Annotated in this window: 12 protein-coding genes; 9 read left to right on the top strand and 3 right to left on the bottom strand. The window is 68.8% G+C overall.

The window, feature by feature from the left end; genetic code table 11:
- Positions 1-159 precede the first annotated feature (159 nt).
- Entirely contained in the window at positions 160-2,526 is a 2,367-nt protein-coding gene (locus IT293_09740) for a hypothetical protein (protein ID MCC6764932.1), read from the top strand.
- Between the two features lie 235 nt (positions 2,527-2,761).
- Positions 2,762-3,997, top strand: coding sequence for an ATP-binding protein (locus tag IT293_09745; protein ID MCC6764933.1), 1,236 nt, complete (start codon positions 2,762-2,764; stop codon positions 3,995-3,997).
- 127 nt (positions 3,998-4,124) lie between these two features.
- Here the strand turns inward: IT293_09745 and IT293_09750 are convergent, their stop codons facing one another.
- From IT293_09750 to IT293_09760, 3 genes are all read right to left on the bottom strand, one after another.
- Entirely contained in the window at positions 4,125-4,544 is a 420-nt protein-coding gene (locus tag IT293_09750) for a type II toxin-antitoxin system VapC family toxin (GenBank protein ID MCC6764934.1), read from the bottom strand.
- Positions 4,541-4,732 carry a hypothetical protein gene (locus tag IT293_09755; GenBank protein MCC6764935.1) on the bottom strand — a complete coding sequence of 64 codons (192 nt, stop codon included), beginning with the start codon at positions 4,730-4,732 and terminating at the stop codon, positions 4,541-4,543. The genes IT293_09750 and IT293_09755 overlap by 4 nt, the downstream gene beginning before the upstream one ends.
- 155 nt (positions 4,733-4,887) lie before the next feature.
- Positions 4,888-6,216: a hypothetical protein gene (locus IT293_09760; GenBank protein MCC6764936.1), complete on the bottom strand. Its 1,329-nt coding sequence runs from the start codon at positions 6,214-6,216 to the stop codon at positions 4,888-4,890.
- A gap of 96 nt (positions 6,217-6,312) precedes the next feature.
- Here IT293_09760 and IT293_09765 point away from each other — a divergent pair, with 96 nt between their 5' ends.
- The 7 genes from IT293_09765 to IT293_09795 all read left to right on the top strand — a co-directional run bounded on the left by IT293_09765 (position 6,313) and on the right by IT293_09795 (position 13,568).
- Positions 6,313-7,293 (top strand): deoxyhypusine synthase family protein, encoded by a 981-nt coding sequence (locus IT293_09765; GenBank protein MCC6764937.1) that lies wholly within the window; start codon positions 6,313-6,315, stop codon positions 7,291-7,293.
- Between the two features lie 7 nt (positions 7,294-7,300).
- A complete protein-coding gene (rfaD, locus tag IT293_09770; protein ID MCC6764938.1) occupies positions 7,301-8,275 on the top strand; it encodes an ADP-glyceromanno-heptose 6-epimerase in 975 nt (324 codons plus the stop codon).
- Between the two features lie 170 nt (positions 8,276-8,445).
- The gene (locus IT293_09775; protein MCC6764939.1) at positions 8,446-10,314 is read left to right on the top strand and encodes an FHA domain-containing protein; all 1,869 of its coding nucleotides are present in this window, start codon (positions 8,446-8,448) and stop codon (positions 10,312-10,314) included.
- Entirely contained in the window at positions 10,311-11,219 is a 909-nt protein-coding gene (locus IT293_09780; protein MCC6764940.1) for a hypothetical protein, read from the top strand. The genes IT293_09775 and IT293_09780 overlap by 4 nt, the downstream gene beginning before the upstream one ends.
- Positions 11,220-11,231: 12 nt before the next feature.
- Entirely contained in the window at positions 11,232-12,605 is a 1,374-nt protein-coding gene (locus IT293_09785) for a hypothetical protein (protein ID MCC6764941.1), read from the top strand.
- 23 nt (positions 12,606-12,628) lie between these two features.
- A complete protein-coding gene (locus IT293_09790) occupies positions 12,629-12,769 on the top strand; it encodes a hypothetical protein (protein MCC6764942.1) in 141 nt (46 codons plus the stop codon).
- Positions 12,759-13,568: an ATP-binding protein gene (locus IT293_09795; protein MCC6764943.1), complete on the top strand. Its 810-nt coding sequence runs from the start codon at positions 12,759-12,761 to the stop codon at positions 13,566-13,568. Before IT293_09790 ends, IT293_09795 begins: the two co-directional genes overlap by 11 nt.
- Positions 13,569-13,845: the final 277 nt, after the last annotated feature.

The raw sequence follows: 13,845 nt of genomic DNA on the forward strand, positions 1-13,845 counted from the left end.
GGTTTCCACCAGGTCGTCGGCGTCACCGGCGATCAGTGCCGATGCCAATGATTCTGCGCAGCCAACGCTGCGGTGCGCCTTGAAGCCGCCGGCCGAGCGCTGCTAGCGCGTGGATGCTGACGTCAACGTAACCCCTTGCCGAGAGAGGAGGCCCCCATAATGACGACCGGTCGAACCCGAGCGTCCATACTCGTTGCCGCGCTGGTCGCGGTCGCGCTGTCCGCGTCGTCCGCCGCCGCGCAACTGAGTGGCGACCGCCTGAAGTGCGTGCTGGCGAGCGCCAAGGCCTCCCAGAAGTACACCATCGGGAAGTTGAAGGTTCTCCAGAAGTGCAAGAACACGCACCTGAAGGACGGCACCTGCCCGATGCCGGATGGCGGCGCCCTCGCGAAGCTCGAAGGCAAGCTGTCGAGCGCGATCGGGAAGGCGTGCGCGCTCACGCCGACCGACTTCGGCCTGATGGGCTTCCCGGGGCCGTGCACCGATCCCAATCCGGGCGACGACTTCACGACCGCGGACCTGCAGCTCTGCATGCAGACCGCGCACGACGCGTTCGTGGCCGCGACGATGGACCTCATGTACGACGCGACCGTGCCCGGTCCGCTCGGCGGCGATCTCAAGTGTCAGGCCGAGGTCGCGAAGCAGACGATCGGCTTCTCCTCCTGTGTCCTCAAGAGCGTCTCGAAGTGCCGGGACGCGCTCCTCAAGGGCAAGCCGCTCGGTGTTCCGCCGGACTACTGCGCCACCAACGATCCCAAGACGTCCGCGGCGATCCAGAAATGCAACGACAAGCTCACGGCGGGCATCGCGAAGAAGTGCACCAATGCGCAGGTGTCCACGCTGAAGGTGTGCACGCCGGATCAGACGGACGCCGCGAGCGCCGCGACCTGTCTCGTCGATCAGGCGACCGTCTCGCTGGACGGGACCGAGATCACGGTGCCTCCCGATCTCATCGACTACGAGTACGCGGTGCGCGGCGGCCTCTGCGGCGACAACGTCGTGAACAATTTGAACGAGGAGTGCGACGGGATCGACGACTCGGTCTGTCCCGGCCAGTGCGGCACGCCGACGACCCCCGATGGCTTCTTCGCCTGCCTCTGCAAAACCAAGCCCCGCATGGTGATCGAGGAGTGGGCCGACGTCGGCTCCGACACCGACAACGGGTGGACGGGGCTGAGCGCGGACGGCTCGGTGGTCGAAGGGGGCGGATTCCTCGTCGACCTCTACGATTGCGACATGAGCGGCCTCTGCAACGCCGGGCCGAGCTGCAGCGTGGCGCCGCACTCGTCCTGCGCCGTCCCGGACAGCGCTCCTTCGGGGACCACTTCGGACTCGGTCTGTGCGGGTCTCGGCCAGGGGACGTGCCGCAAAGAGCGCACGGCCAACGGGCCGCACTGTTTCATGGACATCAACAAGAAGTGCGACGTGAAGAAACTGAAGGATCCCGTCTGCGACGCGCCGGGCGACTTCTGCGCGTTGAGTCCCCACGCCGCTCCGGTGGCGCAGGTGGCCGGCGGCATCGCCGTCTGCAACGTCAGCACCATCAGCGAAGACGTCGTCGGCACCGTGAATCTCGTGGACGGAACCTCGACGCTCAAGGTCCGTCAGCGGGCCGTCACGCATCAGGGCATCACGCAGGAGAAGCCCTGCCCGATGTGCGGCGGCTTCTGCGGCATCAACCGGAGGCCGTGCACGGTCGATGGGGATTGCGATCCGGGCTTCGGGCCGTGCATCAACGAGCCGGTCTGCAGCGACGGTGCTCGCAGGGACAAGGCGTGTCGGCGCACCGCGCCCTTCGGCGGCGCCGTACCGCCGTTCGGTGTCACCAGCGTCGACTGCCCGCCCGATACGGGCTTGCTCACGGCCGACACGGGCATCGGCCTCGACATCAACGCCAACCGGACCACGGGCACGACGACGTTGCTGCCGAGCTTCAACTGTACGGGTGTGGGGTGGACTGGTAAGGCCTGCCTCGGCGGCACGAGCGAGGGCCGGCCGTGCACCGTGGCCTCCGAGTGCCCGGGCGGCACCTGCACCGGGCAGTGCTTCTGTTCCGGCCAGCTACGTCCGAACGCGTGTGGCAAGGCTTGCGTCGGTGGCGCCAACGATGCCCTGCCGTGCACCGACGATTCGGAGTGCGACCCGCCGAACGGCTTCTGCCACGCCGGCGACTGTCGCGCCGACCCGTCGGACCTGGACTCTAACCAGGAAGGCGCGTGTACCAACGAGACCGATCCGCACGACCAATATTGCGTCCAGACCCCGCAGTGGGGATGCCTGACCGACGCCCAATGCCAACCCTCGCTGGCGTGCCCGTTCTGTGTCGCCGGCGATACCTGTCAGTTCCGCAAGCGTGCCTGCTCCGTGAACAGCGGCATCATCCGCATCGGAACGCCCGGTACCGTCACTCGCGAGACCGGGGCGATCTATTGCGTGCCGAGCAACTCGCCGACCATCAACCAGTCGGCCGGCTTCCCGGGCCCGGGCGCGTTGATCCAGCGCGAGACGATCCACGTCACGCCGTGATCGTCTGACGCCTCATTGTGACGAGGGGGCCGGTCCCGTACGGGATCGGCCCCCTCGCGTTTTCGCCACGGGGCGCCCTCGGATCGGTTGAGGGGATGGCACGTCAGCGGCATCAATTTTCCTACGTGTTCAACCACTGATGATGCATGTCGTTCTTTACGGCGGCGCAGCGTATGTGCAAACTCGGATCTGTAATCCTAGTTTGCTTGCGTGAGGGGGTCCCCCCTGATAACGCTTGCCGGGCGTGGCGCGGTTTCGTGATCGCACTGCTCGCGTCGTCCTCGAAGAGGCCGCCCGGACGTTTGCGGCTGTCGTTCTGACCGGACCACGTCAGTCGGGGAAGACCACCCTGGTGCGCGAGCTGTTCGGTGCGACCCATCGCTATTGTTCGCTCGACGACCCGGCGCTTCTCATGCGCGCGTCGGCGGATCCCAGCCTCGTTCTGCAGCAGTTCCCGCCCCCCGTCATCCTGGATGAAATTCAGTACGCGCCGATGCTCTTGCCGGTGGTGAAGCGTGAAATCGATCGCAGGCGCGCGGTGAAGGGGCAGTTCGTGCTGACCGGATCGCAGGTTTTTCCGCTCATGGCCGGAGTGAGCGAATCGCTTGCGGGTCGCGCGGCGATCTTGTCGCTGTTGTCGCTCTCGCTGCGGGAGTCCGTTGGTCTGCCCGACGGGGAGCGGTCGTGGCAGGACCTCCTCGGTACGGGCGCGGCGCCGCCGCGTCTCACGGGGGCGGTGCGGCTCAGCGAACAATTGCTGCGAGGCGGGTATCCCGAGGTGGCACTCGAGCCCGCCATGGTGCCGCGGCTCTGGCACGCAGCCTACGTACAAACCTATCTCGAGCGTGATGTCCGGGCGCTCCGAGCCGTCGGAGACCTCGGTGACTTCCAGCGCTACCTGACGGTGGTGGCGTCGCGCACCGGTGGGTTGATGAACCTCGAGGAGCTCGGACGCGATCTCGGACTGGACGGCAAGACCGTCCGCGCGTGGCTGGCGGTACTGGAGGCGAGCGGGCAGGTGCTGGTGCTGAAGCCGTACCACGCCAACGTCGGCAAACGCCTCGTCAAGCGGCCCAAGGTTTACTTCCTCGACAGTGGAACGTTGGCGTTTCTCCTGGGCGTCGATCGGCCGGAGCTGCTGCTCTCAGGGATCGCCGCGGGGCCCATGTTCGAGAGCGCCGTCCTCGGCCAGCTCCACCGTCTCCTCGTTCATCGCGGTCATCTGAGCCGGCTCTATTTCTGGCGCACGAGCGCCGGACATGAGGTCGACTTCGTGCTGGAAGACGGCCCGACGCTCATCCCGATCGAGGCGAAGCTCACGACGGCCCCGACCCCTCGCGATGCGTCCGGCATCGAGCGGTTTCAGGCGCTGTTCGGGAAGCGCGCGGGCAAGGGGTATGTCGTGTGTCTCTGTTCCGAACGCCATGCACTGACGCGTGGGGTGGAGGCGATCCCGCTGGGCGCGTTCTGAACCGCGCGGGTCGTTCGCGGAGCGCTGCGAGCGAGCCGCCGTGTAGACGTCGGATTCGAGCAGGGCCCGCAAACAGCTCGGAGGCATTTTCAGCGCAAGAACGGAGTCGCCCGACGCAGAAAGGCTTTCACAATGCCCGGACCACCTCCAAGCTGAACTCGCGCACGCGTCGAATGGCTCGGAAGTCGTCGCCGTCCGCCGTACAGAGGGTGGCTCCGAGCTGACGGGCCGTGAGGGCGATGAGCACGTCGTTTACGAGGGATGCCCGGCTCACCTCGCGTCCAGTCATTCGTAAGCCCTGAAGGACGAGCCCCGCGTCGTCGAAGACCGTCGGGGAGGGAGCAATCAGTCTCTCCGCCGCGGCATGCGTTCGGGCGAGCTGATCGAGCAGACGTCGCGCCGGCCGCGTTCGCGCTCCTACCCGGAGCTCCATCTGGACGACCGCGCTCAGGTGCCGGACGAATCCCGGGCCGATCATCAAAGCCTCGTGCCGCCCGCGATTGAACCAGTCCACGTAGAGATTGGTGTCCAGAATCACTTTCGTCAACGTCGGAACACGTCGTCGAAGCCGCCGACGTTCCTGCCGCGCTTGAGGACGCGGATCAGACGCTCTTCCGCGAGCACCATGTCGAGGGCTCGTTCCAGGGTTTCCTGCTCGGTCTTGGTGCCGAGCGCTCGGCGCGCCTGGTCGATCTTGCGCTGATCGAGCTTGAGGTGCTTATGGCGTATCGTCATGTACACAATCTAGTAGATCGTGAACACCGACCGCAACGCGATTCCGGCGGTACCGATACGAGCATCGGCTGCTGCGAGAGACCCGGGATCTCGAGCCCCCGAAGAGCATCCTCGGGGGCGGCACATCAGCGGGGGGATCACGCCCACTACGCCCGTCACTTCAGCTTCGCGCCCACCGCCGCCAGGCTCGCCGCGAACTGGTCCGGCTTGTATGCGAAGCGGTCGATGGCATCGAGCATCGTGCGCATGTCGTTCTTGATGGCGTCGCAGCGGCCGCCCCAGGCCGGACGGCAGAGGGCGCGGATCGCGAGGTAGGACTGCTCGGGACCGCCCGTCGTCCACCACCAGGGCGTGCTCGGGTTGTCGATGTCGACGCAGTTGGAGCTCTTCGAGCGGCTGAAGCCGAAGCGTTCGGCGAGCTTGGAGCGATCGCCGCTCGCGGTGACGCGGGCGAGCATGCGCCGCGTCGCACCCTGGTCGATCGTGCCGATCTGGCTCTCCAGCGAGCCGAGCCAGCCGACCATCGCGTCGGACTTCTGCTTGGCGGCTTGCGGGCTCGACGGGACGGCGGCGGCGACGCCGTTCCAGAGGCCGGCGAGCTCGTCACGCTTCCCGGTCGCGACGCCCGAGAGTACGGCGTCGACCATGAGGTAGTGGCCGCGCGCCTGGCGGAGCGCGTCGTCCACGAGCTTGTGGTGACAGGTGTAACAATTGCGGTCGGCGAAGTGAGGGAACTGATCGAGCGACTGGTAATTGCTGCCGTCGGCGCGTTCGGAGAGCATGCGGAGCGCGTCACGGAGCCCGATGACCTGACCGAGCGCCCAGATCGTCGGATCGACGCTGAACGCGCCGGCGGGCAGCTCGTCCTGGTCGTCCCAGTGCTTCATGATCTGCGCGTACGCCACCAGCTCGAACTGGAGGGGCGGGTGGCCGCCGGCGACGATCTCATGGTCGATTGCGACGTGGCAGCGGGCGCAATTGCGGGCGCGCAGCACGTAGTCGTCGTTGTCGTAGAAGCCCTTCGAGAAATACTGGCGCCGCGTCTGCGGCCAATCCTTCTGCGAGTGGGCTTCGAGCCAGAGCTCGGCGGGGCCGTGACAATGCTCGCAGGTGACGCCGTCGCTCTTCTTGTAGCGCCCGCCCGTCGTGGCCTGCGCGGCGGGGGCGTGGCAGGCGAGGCACTTCTCGCTCTGGGTCGCCTCGATGCCCATGTAGCGGGCGATCGTCTTGCCTTCGTCGGTCTCGAGGGTGCGGTAAGCGCGGGAATGGCGGTCGATGTTGGTGTTGATCCACTGCGTTCGCGCCGACTTCCACGGGCGCCACTTCGGGTCGGGCTTCTCGCGGCTCGGGAGACCGGCGCCGTGGCACGTCGGATTGCCGCAGCGGCCGTCGCCGAGGAACCCAGGGCCCGCCGCCGCGGGCGTCGCCGCCGTCAGGATCCCGAGGCCGACCAAGGCGATCGGGAGGAACGTCGTACGCATCATCCCCACCCTCGGCGCGCCGAGTAACACGCGCTACGCGCCGGCCGCAACCGGCACGCAGACTGGTGCGGCATCGGAATATCGCCTACAAGCGGCGCCATGAGCACCGTCCGAGCCTTCATGGAGAAGCACTTCCTCCACTTCAACAGCCGGGAGACGGTCGCCGCCGCGAAGGCGTACGAGGCCCACATCGCCGCGGGCGGCAAGATGCTGGTGGCTCTCGCGGGCGCGATGAGCACCGCCAAGCTCGGGCAGATCCTGAGCCGCATGATCCGCGCGGGCAAGGTGCACGCCATCAGCTGCACCGGCGCCAATCTCGAGGAGGACCTCTTCAACCTCCTGGCCTACGAGGAATACGAGATCATCCAGGACTGGCGCGCGCTTTCCGCGCAGGACGAGGCGGATCTCTACGCGCGCGGCTTCAACCGGGTGACGGACACGTGCATCCCCGAGACCGTCATGCGCCACGTGGAGAGCCGCCTCCTCGAGCGTTGGCAGCTCGCCTGCGAGCGCGGGGAGCGGAAGTTCGAGGCCGAGTTCCTCCACGATCTCTTCCGCGACGGCAAGATGGAGCAGTTCTACCAGATTCCTGCCGAGAGCAGCTGGCTCCTCGCCGCGTGGGAGAAGGGGATTCCGGTCTACGCGCCCGGCTGGGAGGACAGCACGACCGGCAACATGTTCGCGGCCGGCGTCCTGCGCGGGGCGATCCCGCATCACCAGTGCGTGAAGAGCGGCACCGAGCAGATGCAGCACCTGATCGAGTGGTACCTGGAGCACTGCGGGGTGAAGGAGGGGAAGCCGAGCGTCGGCTTCTTCCAGGTCGGCGGCGGCATCGCCGGCGACTTCGCGATCTGCGCCGTCCCGACCATCATCCAGGACCTGCAACGCGACGACGTACCGTACTGGGGCTACTTCGCGCAGATCTCCGACGCCGTGACGAGCTTCGGCGGTTACTCCGGTGCCGTGCCGAACGAGAAGATCACCTGGGGCAAGCTCGACGTCGAGACGCCGAAGTTCATGATCCAGTCGGACGCGACGATCGTGGCGCCGTTGATCTTCGCGTATCTCCTCGGCGACTGAGGCGGTCGTGACGGCGGGAGCGCTCCTCGTCACCGGCGCCGCCGGCTTCATCGGCGCGCGCTTCGTCGAGTCGTGCAATCGGCGCGGCGTGCCGCTCGTGTCGGTCGATCGTCCCGGGAGCTTCGTGGCGCGTCTCGAGCACCGCGGCCTCGACTTCGGCAGCATGGTGGACGTCGACGGGCTCGAGCGATGGCTCGCGGCGGAGCCGCCCGCGCTCGCCGGCATCGTCCACCTCGGCGCGTGCACCGACACGACCGAGATGGACGTCGACTACCTCCGGCGCGTCAACCTCGAGTACTCGCAGCGGCTCTGGCGCTGGGCGACGGCGCGCCGCGTGCCCTTCGTCTACGCGAGCAGCGCCGCGACGTACGGCGACGGCGCGAACGGGTACGACGACGACGAGGCGCTGATCCCGAAGCTCCGTCCCCTCAACCCCTACGGCGAGTCCAAGCGGCAATTCGATCTGTGGGTGCTCGGCGAGGAGCGCGCCGGCCGGATGCCGCCGGCCTGGAGCGGCTTCAAGTTCTTCAACGTCTACGGCTTCGGCGAGCGCCACAAGGGCACGATGGCGAGCGTCATCCTGCACGCCTTCGACCAGATTCGTGCCGCCGGCGAGGTGCGCCTCTTCAAGAGCTACCGGCCGGACGTCGCCAACGGCGAGCAGCGGCGCGACTTCGTCTACGTCGAGGACGTCGTCGCGGTCCTGCGGTTCGCGCTGGAACGCCCGCTCGCGCGCGGCATCTACAATCTCGGCAGCGGCACGAGCCGCACTTTCCTCGACCTCGCCCGCGCGACCTTCGCCGCGCTCGGCGCGCCCCCGAAGGTCCGCTTCATCGAGATGCCCGAGAGCCTGCGCGCGCGCTATCAGTACGCGACCGAGGCCCGGATGGACCGCGTGCGTGCGGCCGGCTGGACGACCCCGTTCACGACGCTGGAGGAAGGCGCGCGGCGGTACGTCGCGCGCTTGCTCGCGGCGTCGTAACGCCGTCCGACCCGAACGGCGTCCCGCTCCGGCCGCACGCCCGCTCCGACGAGGTCTCCGCCAAGGCCGCGTAACGCGTCGTCGCCGCGGCGAAATCGTTGCCCCGGCTCGCGCCTTCCTGCTAAAGACCGACCGACTTTTCGGTCCGGCTGGGAAGCGGGAGTGGGCGGGTGACACGACGACACGCCGATGGTCTCGAAGGCCAGTGGCTCTCACTCGAAGAGGTCGGCGAGCTCGACTTCTTCAAGAGCAGCAAGCGCGCGAAGCTGAAGCTTCCGACGCTGCTCGGGGCCGCGCCGGACGCCGAGGAGCCGGCCATCAAGGCCGTCGTGCGGCGCGAGTACGGGCCCGGCGAGATCATCTGCGAGGCCGGCGCCTACGGCTCGACCGCCTTCCTCCTGGTCGAGGGCAGCGCGACCGCGTTCCTCCCGGAGCAGGTCGAGGCGAAGGGCATCGAGGGACGCACGCGGAGCTCACTTGCCCGGCTCTTCGACGCCTTCCGGCGCCGCACGCGGAGCGCCGAGCGGACGCCCGGACGTCCCGAGGTCGGCGAGGTGAGCCGCTACGCGACGCTCGCGCACGACCGCCGCCTCGGGCCCGTGGCGATCCGGCCCGGCGACATCTTCGGCGTCGACACCTGCGTCAATTTCTACCCGCGCGAGGCGACGGTGCGCGCCGAGACCCGATGCGTCGCCCTCGAGATGCTGCGCTCGGTGCTCGACACGATCCGCGGCGCCGGCGACGCCGTCGACGAGGCATATGCGGCGCGCGCCATCCGCAGTACGCTGCATCAGAGCGCGCTGCTCGCGGAGTTGAGCGCCCCGCAGCTCGAGACGCTCGCGGCGGCGAGCGCGCTCCTGACCCCCGACTCCGACGGCGTCTCGGACGGTGTCGTCTACGCGCAGGACGCGGCGGCCGACGCGCTGTATCTCGTGCGCGCCGGCACCATCAAGATGTCGCAGACGAAGGCCGGCGGCGAGTTCATCTTCACCTACCTCGGCCGCGGCGGGGCCTTCGGCTTCGAAGCGATCATGCCGGCGCGGGCGCGGACGCGGCTCGTCCTGCGCTGCGCGTCGCATCCGACCCTCTTTCGCGAGATGCCGGTCACGAAACCCGTCACGATCGGCCGCAGCGAGTCCTGCGACATGCCGGTGCCGAAGGAGAGCCGCGCGGTCGGACGGCGCCACTGCCGCGTCGAGGAGCGGGACGGCGACCTCTGGGTCGTCGATCTCGACAGTACCAACCACACGCTCCTGAACGGCGAGCGCATCCGCGAGGCCATCCTCACCGAGGGCGACCGCATCGGCGTCGTCGAGTACGTCTTCGAGGTCGGGCGCGAAGACGTCACCGCGGCCGAGGCGCCGATGGCCGTGCGACTCGCGTGCGCGTCGGGGCTCGACGGCTTCGAGGTCGTCCGCGTCCCGGCGGACGCGCTCGCCCGCCTCGCCGAGGCGAGCGCGCCGGCCCTCGCCGCCGCGACCCGGGCCGGGCGAGCGCTCGAGGCGGCCGCGTTCAGCCGCTCGGCGAACGAGCAAGCGATGCTCGAGGCGGCGGTCGATCTCAACCTCTACAACTCACAGAACGTCCTGCTCATCGACCTCGACCGCTGCACGCGCTGCGACGAGTGCGTGCGCGCCTGTTCCGACGCCCACGACGGCGTGGCGCGCTTCACCCGCGACGGGCCGCGCGTCGGACGCTATCTGGTCACGATGGCGTGCCGTTCCTGCACCGATCCGAAATGCATGGTCGGTTGTCCGGTTGGCTCGATCCGTCGCGAGGACTCGCTCGAAATCAAGATCGAGGACTGGTGCATCGGCTGCGAGCGCTGCGCGAGCCAGTGTCCGTTCGGAAACATCAATATGGTCGAGCTCGCCGAGCTGAAGAAGCCGCCGCCGCCGCGCGAGGGTGTGTCGCTGCGCGCCACGGTCTGCGACCTCTGCGCCGGCTACGACGGCCCCAACTGCGTCTACGCCTGTCCCCACGACGCCGCGATCCGCGTCGCCCCCGGCGCGTTTCTCGCGCCCTCCGACCTCCGGTGAGACTCAACAAGGATCACCGCGGCTGGCTCGTGTTCACGATCGTCGCGACGGTCGTCGGCGCGGTGAGCTATCGCATGTACGTCGCGGCGAGCCCGTACGGAGCGTCGGGAGGCAGCTGGCCCGGACTCGCGTACGGCATGCTCGGGACGCTCGCGATGCTCCTCGCCGGCCTCCTCGCGGGACGGAAGAAGGTGCGCACCCGGCGGATCGGGCCGGCGCGCGCCTGGATGCAGATGCACATCTGGCTCGGGATCCTCGCCGTGCCGCTGATCCTCTTTCACGCCGGCTTCCGGCTCGGCGGCGCCCTCACGACGACGCTCATGGCGCTGTTCGCGGTCGTCACGCTGAGCGGCCTCTTCGGGCTGGCGCTCCAGCAGTACCTGCCGGCGATCATGACCGAGCGCGTTCCCCTCGAGACGCTCGTCGGCCAGATGGACCACGTGCGCGACGGGCTCGCGACCGACGCGTACGAGCTCGTCGCGAGCATCGCGGGCATCGTTCCCGAGGCCGCCGCGGAGCAGGCCAGGCTCGCCGCCGAGCAGGCCGCCCTGCAGGCGCGGCCGGGCAACTGGAAGGCCGTCACGCGGAAGACCCCGGCGACCGATCCTGTGCCCGAGGCCGCGCTGCTCAAGGACGTCTACCTGCGCGAGATCCGCCCGTATCTCCTCCGCGACGCCCGCACGCGCACCAATCCGCCCGACATCCTCACCCTCGCCGTGCGGACGCCCGAGGAGTGGGCCCCGAAGCTCGAGCGCCTGGCGGCCATCTGCGAGGAGTCGTACCAGCTCGCGGTGCAGCGCCGCCTTCACGACGCGCTGCACGGCTGGCTCTTCGTCCACGCGCCGCTCTCGTTCGCGCTCTTCGTGCTCGCGGCGTTCCACATCGTCATGGCGCTCAAGTACTGAGCCGGCGTACCGATGGCACGGAACAGCAAAGATCTCGCGAAACGTCTCCGCTTCGACCGCTTCCCGCGTCCCGATTTCTTCCGACGCTGGTACTGGCTCGTGGGCATGCTGTTCGTCGTCATCGGCGGCGCCGCGTGGTGGGCGCTCCACGCCGGCACGAAGCAGCGCCAGTACCTGCCGGGACCGGTGTCGCAGGGGCACGCGAGCTTCGGCGACCGCTGTGAGACCTGCCATGCCCCGTACGCCGGGGTTCCGACCGAGGCGTGCCTCGGCTGCCATACCGACCGCACGCACTCGAAATTCGAGGTGAAGGCGCCGGAGTGCGCTTCCTGCCACGTCGAGCACCGCGCGACCGGCGTGTTTCTCGCCGTCTCGAACGCGAGCTGCGTCGATTGTCACGGCGAGCTCGCGTCGACGCGCGAGCAGCCCGAGATCCAGCACTCGATCCGGACCTTCGCCGACCACCCGGAGCTCGGGCCGCTCCGCGCCGGGCGCCGCGACCGGGCCGCCGTCCGGTTCGATCACAAGATCCACCTGTCGAGCCGCAAGATCGATTCCGACGACACGCTCTCGTGCGTCACGTGCCACGTGCCCGCGAAGGACGGCGCGCTCATGCTGCCGATCGACTTCGAGCGGCACTGCAAGAAGTGCCATGCGCAGTCGGGGCTCGGCCCGGACTCGTCGGTCGAGGTGGTGCACGAGGCGCCCGACGTCGTGCGCGAGGACCTGAAGGCGAAGCTGCTCTTCGCCGCCGTGAACAACCCCGACGGCATCTTCGGCTCGACCGATCCGGGCCTTCCGGGCCGCGTCCGCCGCGACCCGCTCGATGCCTCGATCTCCCTCGCCGCGTTCATCGACCCGACCAACCCGAAGAGCGCGCTCGCCAAGGCCGAGGCCAGGCTCTACCAGCCGCTCGACCCGAACCTCGGCGACGGCGCCTCGTCGCTCCTCGACGCCAACAAGTACTGTTTCTTGTGCCACGACGAAGACGGCACGCGCGCACCGGGCGACCTGCCCAAGATCGAGCCGACCGAGATCCCGACGCGCTGGCTCGTGCACGGCGAGTTCTCGCACCGGGCGCACGACCTCCTGACGTGCGAGCACTGCCATCCCGACGTGCGCGAGAGCGCCGAAACCATAGACGTGAACCTCCCGAAGAAGGACGTCTGCCAGCGCTGCCACATCGACGACGAGACGCAGTCGGCGGGCGCGAGCTGCATGCTCTGCCACCTGTACCACGACACCAGCAAGGACCACGTGCTGCGGGATGCGCGGCGCAAGGAGATCACCATCGAGGCGATCTTCGGCAAAGAGGCGCCGCGGGCTCAGACGCCCACGCGGCCCGGGTCGACGAGACCTGTGCCCTCGCGCTCGCCGCCGAGCTGATCGACGTCACGCGCCTCAAGCGCATGCTCGCGCTCGCCACGCCGCCTCCACCGACCGCGCCCGCCCCCGCGCGCCCGCTGGCCGGCACGCGCTATCTCCGCGCCGTCCGCGAATACCGGCTCGGGCGGCCGACCGTCCCGGGGGAGGGCGACCATGACGCCTGAGACGATCACGCCCGAGCTCACCACCGTGCTGCGCCGCTTGAAGCTCGGCCGCCTCCTCGCGACGCTCCCCGCGCGCCTCGTCCTCGCCCGGCAGCAGCAGATGCCCTTCCAGGACTTCCTGCTCCTGATCCTGAGCGACGAAGTCGCGCGCCGCGACAGCGCCGCCGTCACCCTCCGTGCCGCCCACGCGCAGCTCGATCCGACGATGACGCTCGAGCAGTGGGACGCGACCGCCAAGGTGACCTACGATCGCGCGCTCTGGAACGAGCTCGTCGCGCTCCGCTTCCTCGAGCGCCAGGCCCACGTCGCGATCGTCGGCCCGGTCGGCACCGGCAAGACCTTCCTCGCCCACACGCTCGGCTGGCTCGCGTGCCAGCACGGGCGCTCCGTCCTCGCGATCACCGCCGATCAGATGCTCAAGCAGCTCAAGCACGCCCGGCTCGATCACACCTACGAGGCCGTGCTGCGCAAGCTCCTCGCCGTCGATCTCCTCCTCCTCGACGACTTCGGCCTCGACGCCCTCGATCCCGTCGAGAGTCGCGACACCTACGAGATCCTGAACGAGCGGCATCGCAGTGGGTCGATCGTCGTCACCTCCAACCGCGGTCCCGACGAGTGGCTCGCCACCTTCGCCGATCCGCTGCGCGCGCAATCGGCCATCGATCGCTTCGTCAACAACGCCTACGACCTCGTCCTCGACGGCGAGTTGTATCGCCGACGGCAGAAGCCGTCGCTGGACACGGCCCCACCCGCCGGGGCACAGGAGACCCCAACCAAGACACGCTTACGCCGACGCTAACTCGTCACGCGGGAGGGACGGACCCAGGGGGGAATGCTTGTGAGAAGGCCGGGGGGAAAGGTCGTGAGACGCCACACAGGGCGCGAGAAGCGGTCTTGCGGAGCCGTGGGGCACGTCCTATACGCGCCCTCCCGGGCCCCCGCGCGGGCTCGCGCCGCACGACGATTCCGGAGGGCGCTTCGATGATCGACGGTCTGGGTCCGCACCACGAGCGTGCCCTCTCGCGGGAAGGTCCCACCCGTCCGCGCCGCGCGGCGGCGCTCCTGCCGCTCGCCCG

The organism is Deltaproteobacteria bacterium (assembly GCA_020848745.1).
GTDB lineage: Bacteria > Desulfobacterota > Binatia > UTPRO1 > UTPRO1 > UTPRO1.

Coding starts and splice junctions, on each gene's coding strand:
- IT293_09740 (MCC6764932.1), top strand. CDS start 160: ATGACGACCGGTCGAACCCGAGCGTCCATACTCGTTGCCGCGCTGGTC.
- IT293_09755 (MCC6764935.1), bottom strand. CDS start 4,732: ATGACGATACGCCATAAGCACCTCAAGCTCGATCAGCGCAAGATCGAC.
- IT293_09760 (MCC6764936.1), bottom strand. CDS start 6,216: ATGATGCGTACGACGTTCCTCCCGATCGCCTTGGTCGGCCTCGGGATC.
- IT293_09765 (MCC6764937.1), top strand. CDS start 6,313: ATGAGCACCGTCCGAGCCTTCATGGAGAAGCACTTCCTCCACTTCAAC.
- IT293_09785 (MCC6764941.1), top strand. CDS start 11,232: ATGGCACGGAACAGCAAAGATCTCGCGAAACGTCTCCGCTTCGACCGC.
- IT293_09790 (MCC6764942.1), top strand. CDS start 12,629: ATGCTCGCGCTCGCCACGCCGCCTCCACCGACCGCGCCCGCCCCCGCG.
- IT293_09795 (MCC6764943.1), top strand. CDS start 12,759: ATGACGCCTGAGACGATCACGCCCGAGCTCACCACCGTGCTGCGCCGC.